Source organism: Segnochrobactrum spirostomi (genome assembly GCF_009600605.1).
Taxonomy (GTDB): Bacteria; Pseudomonadota; Alphaproteobacteria; order Rhizobiales; family Segnochrobactraceae; genus Segnochrobactrum; species Segnochrobactrum spirostomi.
In genome coordinates this window covers 2,088,029-2,106,055 of sequence record NZ_VWNA01000001.1, presented here as the reverse complement: position 1 = coordinate 2,106,055, position 18,027 = coordinate 2,088,029, and the positions used below count along the sequence as shown (strand labels likewise).

The window sequence follows — 18,027 nt, the reverse complement described above, 5'->3', positions numbered from 1 at the left end:
GGTGCCGACGGCGCGCCGGAAGGACAAGGCGGCCGAGGGCTGCGGAGGGCACGGGACGATGGCGGAGGAACAGGGACGCAAGCGGCTCGGCCGCGGACTCGCGGCTTTGATGGGCGACGTCTCGGCGGATGCCGGGTTCTCGGATCGTGACCGGGAACGGGCGCGCGGCCTCAAGCGGGTGCCGATCGCCTTCCTGCGGCCCAACCCGCGCAATCCGCGCCGCACCTTCGCGGAGGCCGATCTCGAGGATCTGGCGAACTCAATCCGCGAGCGCGGCGTGTTTCAGCCGATCCTGGTCCGCCCCGTCGCCGGCGAGACGGAAGCCTACGAGATCATTGCCGGTGAGCGGCGCTGGCGCGCCTCGCAGCGCGCCGGTCTCCACGAGGTGCCGATCCTGGTGCGCGAGGTCGACGACCGCGAAGCCCTCGAGATCGCGATCATCGAGAACGTGCAGCGCGCCGACCTCAATGCTCTCGAAGAGGGCGGCGGCTACCAGCAGCTCATGAACGAGTTCGCCTATTCCCAGAGCGAGCTCGCCCAGGTGATCGGCAAGAGCCGCAGCCATGTCGCCAACACGATGCGGCTTCTGAAATTGCCCGAGCGCGTCAAGGAGCACCTCGCCGAGGGCCGCCTGACCGCTGGTCACGCCCGCGCCCTCCTCACCGCGCCGGATCCGGAAGCCCTCGCCGAAACCATCGTGGCGAAGGGGCTGACGGTGCGCGACGCCGAGGCGCTCGCCCAGAAACCGCTCGGCGATGCGGTGAAGGCGGCGGCGAAGGCGCAGCCGAAGGATCCCGACACCCTCGCCTTGGAGCGCCGCCTCGCCGACGGCCTCGGCCTCACGGTGTCGCTGGCCCACCGCGCCACCGGCGCCGGCGAAGTCCGCATCCGCTATGCCTCGCTCGAGCAATTGGACGAAATCTGCCGTCGCCTCGAGCAAGGCTGAGCGGGGTCATTAGCCGGCGAATGATCCGGTAAGACGCCGCGCTTTTCACGTCCCCATGCCCCCGAGCGCCGCGCTCGCTGGCGGTCGCGTCCTACCGGCAGAAATAGGTCTTGCCGTCGTTCGTCGTATAATTTCCGGTCTGCGGGTTGAAGCTCGGATAGCGGCCGGCGCAATAGGAATACCAGCCGGCGCTCCACGGCGCCGGCGGGGTGGCGGCGACGTAGTTCTGCGGGGACGCCACAGCCGGGGCATTGGGATCGACGGCCTGTCCGCCGCCACCATAAGCCCCGTCGGCGCCCTGCGCGCCGTAGCCTTGGCCGTCGCCGTAGGCCTGTCCACCGTAGGCTTGCCCGCCATAAGAGGTCGCGCCGTAGGCCGGGGCGTAGCTCGGGGTCACGGCGCCGCCGTCGCTGCCGCTGCCATAATAGGCCGGCACCTGCACGACGGTCGGCGGCGTTACATAATTGACCGGTCCCTGCGCTGGCGGCGGCGGGCCGATGGCGTCGCTCGCCTTCGGTCCGATGTCGTCCGGATCGGGCCTCGGCTGACGGGTCGGCACCACGTAGACGACGCCCGGCGCGGCGGCCTGGGGGGCGAGCGCCATGCCGGCGACGACGCCGGCGGACATGCCGATGACGCTGTTGGTCACCGCTGCCCCGGCGCCCGTCGTCCACGGATTGGGCGTCGCCGGCGCCATCTGGGCGGCGGCGGGCATGAGGCTCGCGATCAGAATGCCGGGGGCGAGGATCAGCGCCAGGGGATGCGCCGACCGGGTGCATGTGCCGAGTGATGGGGCACCGCCTGTCCTTCTCCCCGCTCGCGGGGAGAAGGTGGCCCGTAGGGCCGGATGAGGGGTGGGCTTCGTCGCCTTAACCTTCCCACGCTCTCGAGGTGAAACGGCAGGACCCCTCATCCGCCCCTTCGGGGCACCTTCTCCCCCGGCGGGGGAGAAGGAAGGGGTGGCAGAGCAATCGTTCTTTATGAGCGAGAGCCCGGTGCGAGGGGCACCAGAAACGTTTCCCACCTGGAAGATGCCTCGGATGTCGATGGGCTTGCGCATGTCGCGTCCTCGCCTCGGGGCCGCGGGGCGGCCCTCGCCGTAGACGGCGCGGGCCGCGCGCCGGGGCACACGTCTCCATGTTCGGAGCGCAGGGTGGACGTCGAGGCTTGCAGGGGCCTTGCGCAGAACATTTCCCCGCCTCTGCCTCTGCACCCCCTCTCATCCGCCGCCTTCGCCCCTCCCCGCCGGCGGACGCAGCGTACACGGAGATCGCGTGTCGCACGGCGCGCCGCGATTGTTCGCGTCGGCGCCTTGCAATCGGGCCCGGTCCGGCTTTATATAGCCGTCATTCAATCATTCTCGTTCAGGTCTGGATGGATCGGGTGAGAGTGGGTTCCGCCCGGGACCCGCTCTTTTCGCTTTGGGCTCTCGGAAACGTCGCCCCGCGCTCTCGACAGACCATCCCAGCCCGGCGAGACGGAGGACCGGCGTGAGCGAAGAGGCGTTCCCGAACAGCGTGGACGGCGAGATCGAGCCCCGTATCGTGACCGAGACCGGTCTCGATGGCCGGGTGGCGGCGATCGTCGAACCCGTGATCGAGGATCTCGGCTATCGGCTGGTGCGGGTGCGGGTGTCGAGCCAGAACGGCTGCACGTTGCAGATCATGGCCGAGCGGCCGAATGGCACCATGACCGTCGACGATTGCGAGACCATCAGCCGGATGGTGTCGCCGGCGCTCGACGTCGACGATCCGATCGACAAGGCTTATTACCTGGAGGTCTCCTCCCCGGGCATCGATCGGCCGCTGGTGCGCCGCACCGATTTCGCGCGCTGGGCCGGCCATGTGGCAAAGGTCGAGCTGCGGATCGCCCACGAAGGCCGCAAGCGCTTCCGCGGCATCCTGGTCGGTGTCGAGGGCGATCATTTCGTGCTCCGCCTCGAGGATCCGCCGAAGGACGCGCCTGACACCGTGAAGCTCGCGCTCGACGATGTCGGCGAAGCCCGCCTGATCCTGACCGACGACCTCATCAAGGAAGCGCTGCGCCGCGACAAGAAGGCCGCCCAGGTGGCGGCGGACGACGCGGATGGCGAGGAACCGGGGCGCGACGCCCTCAACTGAAACCAGCCGCCGGGCGATATCCGGCCGGCGACGGGAGAGATGGAGCGGCTCCATGCCGCCGGCCCTCCCCGAAGAACGCAAAGAAGCTGAGAGCAGATCCATGGCAGTCAGCGCGAACAGGCTCGAACTTCTGCAGATCGCCGACGCGGTCGCCCGCGAGAAGGTGATCGACCGCGGCATCGTGATCGCGGCGATGGAAGATGCCATCCAGAAGGCGGCCCGCTCCCGTTACGGGTCCGAGACCGAAGTTCGTGCGGAGATCAATCCGCGCACCGGTGAGATCCGGCTCCAGCGCCTGCTCCAGGTCGTGGAAGCCGTCGAGAACCCGGCGACCGAGATCGACCTCGTCGACGCCAAGAGCCGCAACCCGGCCGCCCAGGTCGGCGACTTCATCGCCGAGCCGCTGCCGCCGATGGATTTCGGTCGCATCGCCGCCCAGTCGGCGAAGCAGGTCATCGTGCAGAAGGTCCGCGAGGCCGAGCGCGACCGTCAGTTCGATGAATACAAGAACCGCATCGGCGAGATCGTGAACGGCGTCGTCAAGCGCGTCGAATACGGTAACGTGATCGTCGATCTCGGCCGTGGCGAAGCCATCGTGCGCCGCGACGAACTCATCCCGCGTGAGGCGTTCCGCAACGGCGACCGCATCCGCGCCTATATCTACGACGTTCGCCGCGAGCAGCGTGGGCCGCAGATCTTCCTGTCGCGCACCCATCCGCAGTTTATGGCGAAGCTGTTCGCCCAGGAAGTGCCGGAGATCTACGACGCCATCATCGAGGTGAAGTCGGTCGCCCGTGATCCGGGCTCGCGCGCCAAGATCGCGGTCTATTCGCGGGATTCCTCGATCGACCCGGTCGGCGCCTGCGTCGGCATGCGCGGTTCGCGCGTCCAGGCGGTCGTGCAGGAGCTCCAGGGCGAGAAGATCGACATCATCCCGTGGTCGCCCGATGCCGCGACCTTCATCGTCAACGCGTTGCAGCCGGCGGAAGTCGCCAAGGTGGTGCTCGACGAGGATGCCGAGCGCATCGAGGTGGTGGTCCCCGACGATCAGCTCTCGCTTGCCATCGGCCGCCGTGGTCAGAACGTGCGCCTCGCCTCGCAGCTCACCGGGTGGGATATCGACATCCTCACCGAGCAGGAGGAATCCGAGCGCCGTCAGAAGGAATTCGCCGAGCGCACCCAGCTCTTCGTCGACGCGCTCAATGTCGACGAGGTCGTCGGCCAGCTCCTCGCCTCCGAAGGTTTCGCGTCCGTCGAGGAGGTCGCCTATGTCGATCTCGACGAAATCGCCTCGATCGAAGGCTTCGACGAGCAGACCGCCGAGGAGATCCAGGCGCGCGCGCGCGAGCACCTGGAAGAGATCGAGCGTCAGCTCGACGAGGAGCGCCGTGCGCTCGGTGTCGAGGACGAGCTGCGCGACGTCGCCGGCGTGACGACCCAGATGATGGTCGCCCTCGGCAAGGACGGTATCAAGACGGTCGAGGATCTCGCCGGCTGCGCCACGGACGATCTGATCGGCTGGACCGAGCGCAAGAACGGCGAGACCGTTCGTCATCCGGGCGCGCTCTCCGAGCTCGAGATTTCGCGCGCCGAGGCCGAGGAAATCGTGATGGCCGCGCGCATCGCCGCCGGCTGGATCGAGGCGCCGGTCGTAGAGGAAGAAGACGTGGACGCCGAGGAAGACGGCGTCGAGGGCGAGGCCGCGCGCTGATGGCGCGTCGGGCCGACCAGATTGAACGGGACACGGACGATGTCGCGACGGCACGACACGGCGACCGGAACGTTGGAGCGCGCACGCGCTTCCAGCGCCGGTGCGGTTGTGTCCGCCGCGACCGTGCCGGTGCCGTCCGCTGACGCGCCCCTAGACGTCTCGGTCAACGAACGCGGGGCCGAGGCCCCTTCGGGTGGCGCGCGCAAGGCGGCGCCCGAGCGAACCTGCATCGTGACGCGCACCGTCGCCGCGCCGGAACAGATGATCCGTTTCGTCGTTGCCCCCGACGGTACGGTGGTGCCGGATATCCGGCGCGAATTGCCGGGGCGTGGCGTCTGGGTCACGGCGACGCACGAGGCGGTCGCCACGGCCGAGCGCAAGCGTCTGTTCGCCCGCGCCTTCAAGGCTGAGGTGAAGGTCGCGCCCGGGCTCGCCGAGCGCGTCGATATGCTTCTGGTGAAGGCGGCCGTGCAGGCCGTATCGATGGCCCGCAAGGCGGGTGTCCTCGTGATCGGCTTCACCAAGGTCGAAAGTGCTCTCGGCAAGGACGATGTGGCGGCTCTGATCACCGCCTCCGATGCCGCTCCCGACGGCATCCGCAAGCTCAAGGCGGCGCTGATGCGCCGTTTCGGCAACGCCGACGCGATTCCGACGATCCGGATTTTCGCATCAGGCGAATTGGATTTGGCATTAGGCCTCTCAAATGTGATACATGCTGCCCTGCTCGCGGGCCGGGCCAGCGATGGGGTCCTCGAACGGGCGCGCCGACTGACGCGCTATCGTGGACTTGATGTCACGGACAGTTTGGACGGCATGGCAACGGCGGGCCCCGCGGCCCCGCAGGACTGAAGACGGTATGAGCGATACGAACAACCCCGGCGACAAAACCCTGAGCGTCGACCGCAAGACGACCACGCTGTCGTTGCGGCGGCCCTCGCTGGAGCAGGGGACCGTCCGGCAGAGCTTCAGCCACGGACGCACCAAAGCGGTCGTCGTGGAGAAGAAGAAGCGGCGCATCCTGATGCCGGGCGAAGCCGGGCAGCCGGAGGGGCGCGAGGAGGCTGTGTCTCCGGCGGCTCCTCAGCTCACGCCGCAGCAGCGCGCCGTGCTCGAAGCGCGTGCGGCCGAGATCCGCGCCGCCGAAGCGGCCGCGGCCGCTCAGCCGAAGCCGGCTCCCGCCGAGGCGGAAGCGCCTCAGCCCGTTGTGACCGAGGCGCCCGCCCCGGCACCGGTCGAGGCTGCGCCTCCGCCGGTGGTGGAAGCGCCCGCTCCGGTCGTGGCGGAAGCGCCGGCCCCGGCGGTTGTCGCTGAGCCCACCCCGGTGGTCGCCGAGCCGGCTCCGGCCGAGCCCGTCGTCGCTCCGAAGGCGGCCGCTCCGGCGCCCCAGGGACCGCGGCATGGTGCTGGTGCGCCGTCGCAGAACCGTTCGTCCGGCGGACCGTCGCAATCGCAGGGTCGCGGCGGCCCCGGCGCGCCGCAGCGCCCGGGTGCGCCCGGGCCGCAGGGCCAGCGTCCCGGCGGTCGGCAGGACGGCCGTCCCGGCGATCGTTCGGGCGGCCAGCGCGCCGATGCCTCGCCGCGCGCCCGCGTCGTGCACCGTCAGCTCACCCAGGAAGAAATCGGCGCCCGCGCCCAGGCGCTCGCCGAGGCCCGTCTCCGTGAGGCCGACGATCGCCGCCGTGCCGAGGAAGAGGTGGTCGCCGAGCGCGAGCTGATCGCCCGCATCCATCGCGAGCGGGAAGAGGCCGAGCGCCGCCGCGTCGAAGAGGAAGTTCGCAAGAAGGCGGACGAAGAGGTGCGCCGCCGCGCCGCCGAGGAGGCTGCCAAGCGCCGCCCGGCGGGCGAGAGCGCGCGTCCGACCGCGGCGACGCCTGCGGCGACGACGACCGCTGGGGTGGCTGCCCCGTCGGCACGCCGTCCGGCCGTCGACGAGGACGAGGATGAGGGTAAGAAGCGCGGCCTCGGCGCGACGAGCAAGCGCCCGAAGGCCGCCTTGGCGCCCGCCAAGCCGACGCCCAAGGGCGACGATCGCCGCCGCTCCAAGCTCACCATCGTCAAGGCCCTCGAGGGTGACGAGGGCGCCCGTGCCCGCTCGCTGGCGTCGATGCGCCGCCGCGTGGAGAAGCACAAGCGCGCCCTGCAGACCGGAGTTCGTGAGAAAATCACCCGCGAAGTCATTCTGCCGGAATCGATCACCATCCAGGAACTCGCGAACCGCATGGCGGAACGCGCGGTGGACGTGATCAAGCTCCTGATGAAGCAGGGGCAGATGCACAAGATCACCGACGTCATCGACGCCGATACGGCGGAGTTGGTGGCGGAGGAACTCGGCCACACCGTGAAGCGCGTGTCGGAATCCGACGTCGAGGAAGGTCTCTTCACCGACGCGGACGACGGCGGCGATCTGGTGTCGCGGCCGCCCGTGGTCACCATCATGGGCCACGTCGATCACGGCAAGACGTCGCTGCTCGATGCTATCCGCGAAGCGAACGTGGTGGCGGGTGAAGCCGGTGGCATCACCCAGCACATCGGCGCCTATCAGGTCGATAAGAACGGTCAGAAGATCACCTTCATCGATACCCCGGGCCACGAAGCCTTCACGGCGATGCGTGCCCGTGGTGCGAAATCGACCGATATCGTGGTGCTGGTGGTGGCGGCGGACGACGGCGTGATGCCGCAGACGATCGAAGCCATCAACCATGCTCGCGCGGCCGGTGTGCCGATCGTCGTGGCGGTCAACAAGATCGACAAGCCCGGTGCCAACCCGGATCGCGTCCGCAACGAGTTGCTGCGCCACGACATCGTGGTGGAGGCGCTCGGCGGCGAGACCCAGGAGGTGCTCGTCTCGGCGACCCAGCGCACCAACCTCGACGGTCTCCTCGAGGCGATCCTGCTCCAGTCGGAAGTGCTCGAGCTCAAGGCCAACCCCGATCGCCCGGCCGAAGGCAGCGTGATCGAAGCGAAGCTCGACAAGGGCCGTGGCCCGGTCGCGACCGTGCTCGTCCAGCGCGGCACCCTGCGCGTCGGCGACATCCTGATCGCCGGCACCGAATGGGGCCGTGTCCGCGCGCTCGTCAACGATCGCGGCGAGCAGGTCAAGGAAGCCGGTCCCTCGACCCCGGTCGAAGTGCTCGGCTTCCAGGCCACCCCGGAGGCGGGCGACCGCTTCGCGGTGGTCGAGAGCGAGGCTCGCGCCCGCGAGATCACCGACTACCGCCAGCGCCAGAAGCGCGACAAGGCGCGTCCGGGTGGCCGCGGCTCGCTCGCCGAGATGATGAGCCAGCTCAAGGAGGCCGGCCGCAAGGAGTTCGTCCTCCTCGTCAAGGGCGACGTGCAGGGCTCGGTCGAGGCGATCATCGGGGCGCTCGAGAAGCTCGGCACCTCCGAGGTCACCGCCCGCGTCATCCACTCGGGCGTCGGTGCCATCTCGGAATCCGACGTCACGCTCGCGGCGACTGCGGGTGCTGCGATCATCGGCTTCAACGTCCGCGCCAATATCCAGGCGCGCGATGCGGCCGAGCGCGACGGCATCGAGATCCGCTACTACAACATCATCTACGACCTCGTGGATGACGTGAAGGCGGCGATGTCGGGCCTGCTCGCTCCGGAACGGCGCGAGACCTTCCTCGGCAACGCGGAGATCCTCGAGATCTTCAACGTGTCGAAGGTCGGCAAGGTCGCGGGTTGCCGCGTCACCGAAGGCACGGTCGAGCGCGGCGCCAGCGTCCGCCTCATCCGCGACGGCGTCGTCATCCACGAAGGCAAGCTCTCGCAGCTCAAGCGCTTCAAGGACGACGCGAAGGAAGTCGTGGCCGGCCAGGATTGCGGCATGGCGTTCGAGTCCTACCAGGACATGCGCGCCGGCGACGTCATCGAGTGCTTCCGCGTCGAGGAAATCGCGCGGACCCTCTGATCCCGAGACCGCCCGCCTTTCGTGGCGGGCGGACCGCGGCGGCTACGGCCGCCGCTGCCCGGTCCTTTTGAGGACGGTGTCCCCTTCGGTTTATCGCCCGCGCCCGGTCCAAATCCGGCCGCGGGCCGCCAGGTAGACGTGACATGAAAGCGAACAGATCGGAGCGGGAGGGCGGCATGCCCTCCCAACGCCAATTGCGCGTGGGGGAAAGCGTGCGTCATGCGCTCGCCGAGATCCTTTCCCGTGGCGAAGTCCACGACCCGGAACTCGATGGGATCATGGTGACGATCCCCGAGGTCCGCATGAGCCCCGACCTCAAGGTGGCCACGGTGCTGGTGATGCCGCTCGGCGGCCGCAACGTGGATGGTGCGCTCGCCGCCCTCGATCGTATCCGAGGACGGCTCAAGGGCCTCGTCGGCCGCAAGGCCGGCCTGCGCTTCGCGCCGGAGGTTCGCTTCCGGCTCGACACCCGCTACGAGGACGATCGCCGGGTCGACGAACTCCTCAGCGCGCCGGACGTGCGGCGCGACCTTTCCGAAGACGAAGGCGACGGCGATGAGCACTGACATTCTGGGAACCGACGCGCGCCCGTCCGACGCCGTGCCCGCGCGTCCGCGCGAGGGCCGTCGCCCCGGCCGCCCGCCGCAGCGCAAGCGGCCGCGCCGCGAGATCAACGGCTGGCTGATCCTCGACAAGCCGGTCGGCATGACCTCGACCGAGGCGGTCGGCCTCGTCAAGCGGCTCTACCAGGCGGCGAAGGCCGGTCACGCCGGCACCCTCGATCCGCTCGCCTCGGGCGCCCTGCCGATCGCCTTCGGCGAGGCGACCAAGACCGTCCCTTACGTCGTGGACGGCCGCAAGGTCTACCGCTTCACCGTGCGCTGGGGCATCGAGACCGACACCGACGACGCTGAGGGACGCGCGGTCGCCACCACCGACAAGCGTCCCACTGCGGCCGAGATCGAGGCGATCCTGCCGGGCTTCACCGGCGAAATCCTCCAGGTGCCGCCGCGTTATTCGGCGATCAAGATCGCCGGCGAGCGCGCCTACGACCTCGCCCGCGACGGCGAGGTGATCGAGCTCGAGGCGCGGCCCGTCGAGGTCTATCGGTTGAATCTCGTCGGCCAGCCGGACGTGGATCACGCCGAGTTCGAGGCGGAATGCGGCAAGGGCACCTATGTGCGCTCGCTCGCCCGCGATTTCGGCCGTCGGCTCGGCTGCGCCGGGCACGTTTCGGCGTTGCGCCGGCTTGTCGTCGGTCCGTTCGACGAGGACGACCTGATCCCGGTCGCCGACGTCGAGGCAGCCGGAGAGGGCGAGGACGGAGTGGCTGCGCTCGCCGGCCTTCTGCAGCCCGTCGAGATCGGCCTCGCGGACCTTCCGGAGATCGCGCTGTCGAGCGTCGATGCCGGCCGCATCCGGCGCGGCCAGTCCGTGTTGCTGCGCGGACGCGAGGCCCCCGTGGAGGCCGATGCGGCGTATGCGACGTCCGCCGGCCGCCTCGTTGCCCTCGGGTCCATCGAGGCGGGCGAGTTCGTGCCGCGCCGCGTGTTCAACTTCTCCGCCCCCGAGCAGGGGTTGCGGCGGCGCTGAGCCGCGATCGGCGGCGGATTCGCCAAGCCATCGCCCGTGTTGCGGCGCGGCCGGTGCGATTCCGCTGGAAATCCGTCGCGTTGTTCGGCATTGTCCGCCCGCGTTCGGGTGCCGGTTCGTCCGGCACCCCGTGCATTCCCCGCGTCGCGACCCCGCTGGACGACATCCCGGCGTCGGCCGCGACCGCGTGGATCTGCCGGTGAGATCCTCGGCCCCGTCCTTGGCGATCCCCGGCCCCGGCGCGATCCGGAGCTTTCGGCCTTTGCCGCTGCTCCGATCCGGCGCACTTCCGCTCCCGCATCCTGGGACCGTCGCGGAGATCCGCGTTCACCCTGCATTCGGGCGCCTGCGTCGCCGCCGTCCCACACCCGAAGCGCCCGCCAGGGCCCTTGCAAGACGAAAGGAAGACCCGATGTCGATTACCGCTGAGCGCAAGCAGACGCTCATCAAGGAATATGCGACGAAGGAAAACGACACCGGTTCGCCGGAAGTTCAGGTCGCGATCCTCTCCGAGCGGATCTCCAATCTGACCGAGCACTTCAAGTCCCACGCCAAGGACAACCATTCCCGGCGTGGCCTTCTGAAGCTGGTCAGCCAGCGCCGCTCGCTGCTCGACCACCTGAAGAAGACGGACGGCGCGCGCTATCAGTCGCTGATCGGCCGCCTCGGCCTGCGTCGCTGACGACTTACGGCGCGGCGGTCCCCCGTCGCGCCGTTTTCATCGAACCGGACGCATGATGCGACGGTGCGATTCGTGGAGCCGCAGCGCGCGGCTCCGACTGCAACGAGCGGGAACGTGATGGGGCTTCCCGGCCCCGCAACGCTCGAACAGCCATGGGGCAGGATCGCAGGACGGCCGAGGGATCAATTCCCGCCATCGATCGACCGTCCCGCCGTCTTGCCCGTGGCTCGTTTTCGCGTTCCCGCGCGACTTTAACGAGGACACGAGATGTTCCAGATTGCCCGTGAAGAGATCGAATGGGGCGGCCGCACGCTGACCCTCGAGACCGGTCGAGTCGCCCGTCAGGCCGACGGCGCCGTGCTCGCCACCTATGGCGAGACCGCCGTTCTCGCGACCGTGGTCGCCGAGCGCGAGCCGAAGCCCGGCCTCGATTTCTTCCCCCTCACCGTTCACTACCAGGAAAAGGCCTTCGCGGCCGGCAAGATCCCGGGCGGCTACTTCAAGCGTGAAGGCCGTCCGTCCGAGCACGAGGTTCTGACCTCGCGTCTGATCGACCGCCCGATCCGTCCGCTCTTCGTCGACGGCTACAAGTGCGAGACGCAGGTGATCGTCACCGTGCTCTCCCACGACCTCGAGAACGATCCCGACATCGTGGCGATGGTCGCGGCCTCCGCGGCGCTCACCCTCTCGGGCGTGCCGTTCATGGGCCCGATCGGCGCTGCCCGCGTCGCCTACACGAGCGGCCAGTACGTGCTGAACCCGGCCCACGACAGCCGCGCCGATTCCGAGCTCGACCTCGTCGTCGCCGGCACGGCCGACGCGGTGCTGATGGTGGAATCCGAGGCCCGCGAGCTCTCCGAAGAGGTGATGCTCGGCGCCGTGATGTTCGGCCACCGCGAATTCCAGCCGGTGATCGACGCCATCATCCGCCTCGCCGAGCGCGCCGCGAAGGAGCCGCGTGCCCTTCCCGAGGCGTCGAACGAGACGCTCTACGCCAAGGTCAAGGAGATCGCCGGTGCCGATCTCGTCGAGGCCTACCGCATCCCGGCCAAGGCCGAGCGCCGCGAGCGCGTCTCCGCCGCGAAGCAGAAGGTCGTCGCCGGCCTGATCACCGACGTGGTGGACGCGCCGAAGCCGCAGGTCGTCTCCGAGCTCTTCAAGCATCTCGAAGCCGAGATCGTCCGCAACCGCATCCTCGACGAGAAGGTGCGCATCGACGGTCGCGATCTCGTGACCGTGCGTCCGATCGTCTCCGAGGTCGGCGTGCTGCCGCGCGCCCACGGCTCGGCGCTGTTCACGCGCGGTGAGACCCAGGCGCTCGTCGTGGCGACGCTCGGCACCGGCGAGGACGAGCAGTTCATCGACGCGCTCGAGGGCACCTACAAGGAGAACTTCCTCCTTCACTACAACTTCCCGCCCTATTCGGTGGGCGAGACCGGCCGCCTCGGCTCGCCGGGCCGCCGCGAAATCGGCCACGGCAAGCTCGCCTGGCGCGCGGTGCACCCGATCCTGCCGCCGAAGCACGAGTTCCCCTACACCATCCGCGTCGTCTCCGAGATCACCGAGTCGAACGGCTCGTCCTCGATGGCGACGGTGTGCGGAACCTCGCTGTCGCTGATGGACGCCGGCGTTCCGCTGAAGCGTCCGGTCGCCGGCATCGCGATGGGTCTCATCAAGGAAGGTGACCGCTTCGCCGTGCTGTCCGACATCCTCGGCGACGAGGATCATCTCGGCGACATGGACTTCAAGGTGGCCGGCACCGAGGCGGGCGTCACCGCCCTCCAGATGGACATCAAGATCACCGGCATCACCGAGGAGATCATGAAGGTCGCCCTCGCCCAGGCGAAGGACGGCCGCGTCCACATCCTCGGCGAGATGGCGAAGGCGATCACCCAGGCCCGTCCGGAACTCGGCGAGCACGCCCCGCGCATCGAGGTGATCAACATCCCGGTCGACAAGATCCGCGAAGTGATCGGTTCGGGCGGCAAGGTGATCCGCGAGATCGTGGAGAAGACCGGCGCCAAGATCGACATCGCGGACGACGGCACCATCAAGATCGCCTCGGCCGACGGCAAGGCGATCAAGGCCGCGATCAACTGGATCAAGGGGATCGCCGCCGAGCCCGAGCTCAACGCGATCTACGAGGGCACGGTCGTGAAGACCGTGGAGTTCGGCGCGTTCGTGAACTTCTTCGGCTCGCGCGACGGCCTCGTCCACATCTCCCAGCTCACCAACGGCCGCCCGCAGAAGGTGACCGATGTGGTGAAGGAGGGCGACAAGGTGTGGGTGAAACTGCTCGGCTTCGACGAGCGCGGCAAGGTCCGCCTGTCGATGAAGGTCGTCGACCAGGCGACCGGCCAGGAGATCGCCCCGGCGGCGGACGACCACGCCTGAGACGGCACCAGCGCGGCCTGAGCGGCCGCGCCCATGACGAAACATCGACGGCCGGGGCATGCCCCGGCCGTTTGCTTTTGCGCGATGCGGCTCAGGCCGCGGGCCGGACGGGGAGGGCGGCGACCTCTTCGCCCGATTTCTCCTCGGCGAGGCGGAGATCGAAGGCGGTTTGCAGGTTCAGCCAGAATTGCGGGCTGTTGCCGAACCAATGGCCCAAGCGGAGGGCGGTGTCGCCGCTGATCGCCCGTTTGCCGTTGATGATCTGGCTGAGCCGATTGGGGGGTACCGCGATCTGCCGGGCCAGTTCCGCCGCGGTGATCCCGATTTCTTGGAGTTCATCGGCAAGGATCTCGCCGGGATGGATGACGGGGCGGGGCATGACGAAAGCCTCTCAGTGATGGTCGACGATCTCGACCTCGGATGGCCCTGGTGCACCGTCCGGCCATTCGAAGCAGATTCGCCATCGGTCGTTGATGCGGATGCTGTATTGGCTCGCACGATCGCCCGACAGCCGCTCGAGCCGATTGCTCCGCAGCGTGCGGAGGTCGGTGAGGCTCGTGGCAGCCTCCAGAATCTGGAGCCGTTTCGTCGCTTGGCGGCCGAAGGCCTCGAAGACCTTGACGAGCACTCCAGCCGCGAACGAGGCAGTCCGTCTGTCCCGATAGCTGACGATCATGCCGTATCATGGGCCGCGTGACGTATGACGTCAATCGTCAATCATCGTGATTTCGTCAACCCTGGCGTCGGTTCCGCGTCAGTGTGGGAGAGCATCCGGGACCGCTCCGCCGGAGGACGGGGTGGCGGTCGAAGAAGCTGTCGTCCAGGGGCGGATTATCGGGATCCGCCTCGGCAGCGAGGGTGATGGCTGTATCTTCCTCGGGTGTGATTTCCGCTAGATTTCGGCGAGCCCGCTCCCGTGCGGCCTCCATCGGATCTTGTTCGAAGAAATCACCCATCGCGTCGGCCCCCGCGCCACGATCCTTTATACATCGAAAGGGCCGCGGCGCGGGCTTCATCAGGAGCGAAGCGCCTGCTCACTGCCCCTTCGAGACGCTGTAGAGCCGCTTGTCGGTGCTCTTCTCGTACTCGAGGCCCTTCGGATAGGTCAGGACCTCCATGTTCATGCCCCACGGCGTCAGGAAATAGACGAAGCGCTCGCCGCCGTTGGGCTGGCCGGCGACGGGGGTCGGGTCGCCGAGCACCTTCACGCCGGGAACCGACTTCAGGTAGGCGACCGCCTTGTCGATGTCCTCGACATAGAACGCGATGTGGTTGCCGCCGACGTCGCTGTTGAGGAGCGGCGTCTTCACCTGGTTCGGCATGCCGCTGTATTCGAACAATTCGACGTTCTGGGTCGGCCCGCAGCGGACCATGGCGAGGGTCGTGACGGCCTTCGGATCGACGTTGAGGTTCGTCTTCATCCAATCCCCTTTGGGATCGGAGAACGGCCCGGCGGTGTAGACATAGTCGCAGCCCAGCACGTCGGTGAAGAAGGCGAGGCCCTCCTTCAGGTTCGGCACGGTGACGCCGATATGGTCGACGCCGACCGCGGTCGGAATGCCGGCGGCGGCGGCCGGGCCGGCGGCGAGCGCCGTGGCGATCAAACCGGTAGCGGTCATGGTGCGTGCGAGCGCGCGAAGCATGCGGGATCCCCTCGTCATGATCGGGCGCGGGCCGCGCCCGTCTGTTGTCTGGAAGCTTTTATTGTCGGGGCGGGCGGCCCCGGGTCGTTGTCGACCGAAGAAATTTTGAGCTTAAAATTTTTAGGTGTCAATTATTGCTGCGCCCCGGCGGAGCCGAGGCGGCATGGCCGGTCGAACGCATCGGCGGGGGCCGAATGCGGTCCGGGGCGGCGTTGGCCGAATCGCGCGATGGGAGAAGATGCCACGCCCCATGGGCGGGGCGGGGGGAGTGGAGCGTCACGGACTCAGGCGCCCCTTACTCGCCCTTCCAGTAGAGCCACCAAGCGGCGGGGGCGTCGAGCGGGTTGCCGATCGGCTCGGTCAGCTTGAAGATCAGGTAGCGTTGCAGGCCGACGCCGCCGGCGGAGCGCTCCATCGTCCCGAGCGGCTCGATGCCGTGGAAGCGGGTGGCGATGAAGCCGCGATAGAAGGCCTGGTCCGGCACGACGTAGAGCGCGGGCTTGGCGAGCAGCGCCATGTCGGGCTGCGGCGCGGCCTCGTAGCGGATGCGCTCGTTGAGCTGGATGATCGGCACGGTGCGCAGGCGGAAGGCGAGCTGGGCCGTCAGGCTGTAGTCCTGGGTGGCGATCCAATCGGCGCCGATCTCGATCCGCTTCGCCTCGAGCGCGTCCGCGAGGCTCTCCCAGCCGCGCAATTGCTTGGTCGGGTCGGCGCGCGAGACGAAGCCGCCGATCGGATGGACCGCGTGGGCGAGCGCCACGACCGAGAAGACGAGGCCGACCGGCACGATCCACGGCCGCAGCCATTCGAGCACCGTCCGCCATGGCCGGGCGATGGTCGCGAGGCGCGTCGCGGCGTCGGCGGCGACGAGGGCGCTCGCGGCGAAGAGGGGTGTCGGCCAGTTGCCCTGAACCCGGTCGTGCAGGGAATGGAGCAGGAGATAGAGCACGAACGGCGCGCTCGTCGCGACGATGAGGCCGCGCTTCACGTCGCGTCGCCGCGCTGCTTCGAGGAAGCCGAGGGCGCCGGTGACGACGAAGGGGGCGAGCAGCGGATTGACGAGGAGGATCTCGACCCCGATGAACTCGGGCAGATAGCGCGCCGTCAGGCCGTCCACCTCGGCGCGGCCGAACTGCTTGGCGAACGACGCCCAGCCGTGATCGGCGTTCCAGATCACCACCGGCGTGAAGAGGAGCACCGCGAGGACGCCGCCGGCCCAGAGCTCCCAGCGCAGGAACCAGCGCCGCGTCTCGGGATAGAGCGCCAGCCAGAGCACGATGCCGGCGCCGAGGAAGAGCGAGGAATATTTCGAGACGAGGCCGAGCCCGGCGAACAGGCCGATCGCGAGCCACCACACGCCCTTGTCGGAGCGGATCAGCTCGGCGAGCGCCCACAGCGACAGGCCCCAGAACAGGGCGGACGGCTGGTCGGGCGTGGTGATGATGCCGGCGACCCCGACGAGGATGGTGGCGTTGAAGAACAGGACCGCGAGCGACGCCGCGGCGCGGTCGCCGAGGATGATCCAGGCGGTGCGCAATAGCGCGATCGAGCCGATCGCGGTCGCGAGCACGCCGGCGGCCCGCAGGCCGAGCATGGTGTCGCCGAACACGGCCATGCCGCCGGCCATCCACCAGGCGACCATCGGGGGATGATCGAGGAAGCCCCACGCCGGGTGCAGCGCCCACAAACGGTAATAGGCCTCGTCCTCGGTCGGCGCGGCGCTCGCCGCGAAGGCGAGGCGTATCGCCGTGAGGAGCGCCACAAAGATCAGCGCGCCGGCGGGCGTCGCTGCGCGGGCGCCGATCTCGCGGGCGATCCGGCGGAGCCGGCCCATCGCCGCCGCCATCAGCGCGACCGCCAGGTCAGCGCCGCGCTCGCGGCATAGTTCCAGACCGATCCGACCAGGGCGCCCGCGGTGCCGGCGAGCCACCAGACCTGGTCCATGGAATTGAGCCAGCCGGCGACGCCGACATTGGCGACCACGCCCACCCCGCAGACGAGATAGAAGCTCGCGAGCCCGCGCCAGAGCCGCCAGCCCTTGAGCCGCCGGTCGCGGTAGGTCAGCCCGTTGTTGAGAAAGAAGTTCCAGGTCATGGCGACGAAGGTCGCCACCGTCTGAGCGGTGTCGAAGGGCAGTCGGCCCAGGGTGATGCCGAGCCGCAGCGTGGTGAGGTGCACCACGACGCCGCTGAGGCCGACGAGGCCGAACAGGAGGAAGCGGATCGAGACGATGCCGCCGAGCATCTTCGACACGAGAAGGCCTGCGAACTCGAGGGTCACGAGGGCATCGAGCTTGCTCTCGCCCGACATCCGCTCGCGGAAGACGAAAGGCATCTCGACGACCTTGAGCTTGCGGGGGGAGGAAGCGATGAGGTCGATCAGGATCTTGAAGCCCTGATTGGATAATTTTGGGGCGGCTTCCTCGACGATCTCCCGCCGCACCATGAAGAAGCCGCTCATCGGGTCCTTCAGCGACACGCCGAGAAGCGCGCGCACCATTGTGTTGGCGATGCCGCTCGCCACCTTGCGGTTGGAGGAGAGGCCCTGGATTTCCGCGCCCTCGGCGAAGCGGCTGCCGATGGCGAGATCCGCCGTCCCCCCGGCGACTGCGGCGTACATCTTCGGCAGGAGCGCCTCGTCGTGCTGGAGATCGGCGTCCATCACCGCGACAATCGGATTGGCGCTCGCCAGCATGCCCTCGATGCAGGCGCCGGCGAGGCCGCGGCGGCCGACCCGGCGGATGCAGCGCACCCGGTGGTCCTTGGCGCCGATCTCCTTGGCGAGGTCGGCGGTGCCGTCCGGGCTGTCGTCGTCGACGACGATGATCTCCCAATCGATGCCGTCGAGCACCTTGGCCGCCCGGGCGATCGCCTCGGCGAGGTTGCCGCGCTCGTTGTAGGTCGGCAGCACCAGCGTCATGGCCGGCGCAGAGGAGGCGGGGGACGTCGGGTTGGGGGAGCGGTCGGGCCCCGGCACGGGCGGCATCGTCACGGTCGGGGCACACCTCCGGCCACCGGCTCGCCCC

The 18,027-nt window shown here is 68.8% G+C and carries 15 protein-coding genes; 9 read left to right on the top strand and 6 right to left on the bottom strand.

The genetic code is table 11. The annotated features are described in order from the left end of the window. Positions 1 to 58: 58 nt before the first annotated feature. Entirely contained in the window at positions 59 to 946 is an 888-nt protein-coding gene (locus F0357_RS09460; protein ID WP_153480203.1) for a ParB/RepB/Spo0J family partition protein, read from the top strand. 91 nt (positions 947 to 1,037) lie between these two features. Here the strand turns inward: F0357_RS09460 and F0357_RS25180 are convergent, their stop codons facing one another. Next, complete coding sequence (locus F0357_RS25180; RefSeq protein WP_312861523.1) at positions 1,038 to 1,661, bottom strand: BA14K family protein; 624 nt, start codon at positions 1,659 to 1,661, stop codon at positions 1,038 to 1,040. 775 nt (positions 1,662 to 2,436) lie between these two features. Between F0357_RS25180 and rimP the strand changes: the two genes are divergently transcribed. The 8 genes from rimP to pnp all read left to right on the top strand — a co-directional run bounded on the left by rimP (position 2,437) and on the right by pnp (position 13,359). Next, positions 2,437 to 3,066, top strand: coding sequence for a ribosome maturation factor RimP (gene rimP / locus F0357_RS09450; RefSeq protein WP_312861522.1), 630 nt, complete (start codon positions 2,437 to 2,439; stop codon positions 3,064 to 3,066). 100 nt (positions 3,067 to 3,166) lie between these two features. After that, positions 3,167 to 4,777 (top strand): transcription termination factor NusA, encoded by a 1,611-nt coding sequence (gene nusA / locus F0357_RS09445; protein WP_153480194.1) that lies wholly within the window; start codon positions 3,167 to 3,169, stop codon positions 4,775 to 4,777. Positions 4,778 to 4,816: 39 nt separating this feature from the next. Further along, the gene (locus tag F0357_RS09440) at positions 4,817 to 5,626 is read left to right on the top strand and encodes an RNA-binding protein (RefSeq protein ID WP_153480190.1); all 810 of its coding nucleotides are present in this window, start codon (positions 4,817 to 4,819) and stop codon (positions 5,624 to 5,626) included. A gap of 7 nt (positions 5,627 to 5,633) precedes the next feature. After that, positions 5,634 to 8,690: a translation initiation factor IF-2 gene (infB, locus tag F0357_RS09435; protein ID WP_153480187.1), complete on the top strand. Its 3,057-nt coding sequence runs from the start codon at positions 5,634 to 5,636 to the stop codon at positions 8,688 to 8,690. A 176-nt stretch (positions 8,691 to 8,866) separates the two neighbouring features. Next, on the top strand, positions 8,867 to 9,256 hold the full coding sequence (gene rbfA, locus F0357_RS09430) for a 30S ribosome-binding factor RbfA (protein WP_246161416.1): 390 nt from the start codon (positions 8,867 to 8,869) through the stop codon (positions 9,254 to 9,256). Further along, entirely contained in the window at positions 9,246 to 10,283 is a 1,038-nt protein-coding gene (gene truB, locus F0357_RS09425) for a tRNA pseudouridine(55) synthase TruB (RefSeq protein ID WP_153480181.1), read from the top strand. The genes rbfA and truB overlap by 11 nt, the downstream gene beginning before the upstream one ends. A gap of 412 nt (positions 10,284 to 10,695) precedes the next feature. Continuing rightward, positions 10,696 to 10,965, top strand: a complete 270-nt coding sequence (gene rpsO, locus F0357_RS09420; RefSeq protein ID WP_153480179.1) for a 30S ribosomal protein S15 — start codon at positions 10,696 to 10,698, stop codon at positions 10,963 to 10,965. A gap of 267 nt (positions 10,966 to 11,232) precedes the next feature. Further along, on the top strand, positions 11,233 to 13,359 hold the full coding sequence (gene pnp, locus F0357_RS09415) for a polyribonucleotide nucleotidyltransferase (RefSeq protein WP_153480177.1): 2,127 nt from the start codon (positions 11,233 to 11,235) through the stop codon (positions 13,357 to 13,359). 91 nt (positions 13,360 to 13,450) lie between these two features. On the opposite strand, the gene F0357_RS09410 is transcribed toward pnp, so the two are convergent. The 5 genes from F0357_RS09410 to F0357_RS09390 all read right to left on the bottom strand — a co-directional run bounded on the left by F0357_RS09410 (position 13,451) and on the right by F0357_RS09390 (position 17,987). After that, on the bottom strand, positions 13,451 to 13,738 hold the full coding sequence (locus F0357_RS09410) for a HigA family addiction module antitoxin (protein ID WP_153480175.1): 288 nt from the start codon (positions 13,736 to 13,738) through the stop codon (positions 13,451 to 13,453). 12 nt (positions 13,739 to 13,750) lie between these two features. Beyond that, positions 13,751 to 14,035, bottom strand: a complete 285-nt coding sequence (locus F0357_RS09405) for a type II toxin-antitoxin system RelE/ParE family toxin (protein ID WP_153480173.1) — start codon at positions 14,033 to 14,035, stop codon at positions 13,751 to 13,753. Positions 14,036 to 14,393: 358 nt separating this feature from the next. Further along, complete coding sequence (locus F0357_RS09400) at positions 14,394 to 15,002, bottom strand: VOC family protein (protein ID WP_246161415.1); 609 nt, start codon at positions 15,000 to 15,002, stop codon at positions 14,394 to 14,396. A gap of 295 nt (positions 15,003 to 15,297) precedes the next feature. Beyond that, positions 15,298 to 16,848, bottom strand: a complete 1,551-nt coding sequence (locus F0357_RS09395) for a glycosyltransferase family 39 protein (RefSeq protein ID WP_208948275.1) — start codon at positions 16,846 to 16,848, stop codon at positions 15,298 to 15,300. Beyond that, on the bottom strand, positions 16,848 to 17,987 hold the full coding sequence (locus F0357_RS09390) for a glycosyltransferase (protein WP_153486541.1): 1,140 nt from the start codon (positions 17,985 to 17,987) through the stop codon (positions 16,848 to 16,850). The genes F0357_RS09395 and F0357_RS09390 overlap by 1 nt, the downstream gene beginning before the upstream one ends. Positions 17,988 to 18,027 lie beyond the last annotated feature (40 nt).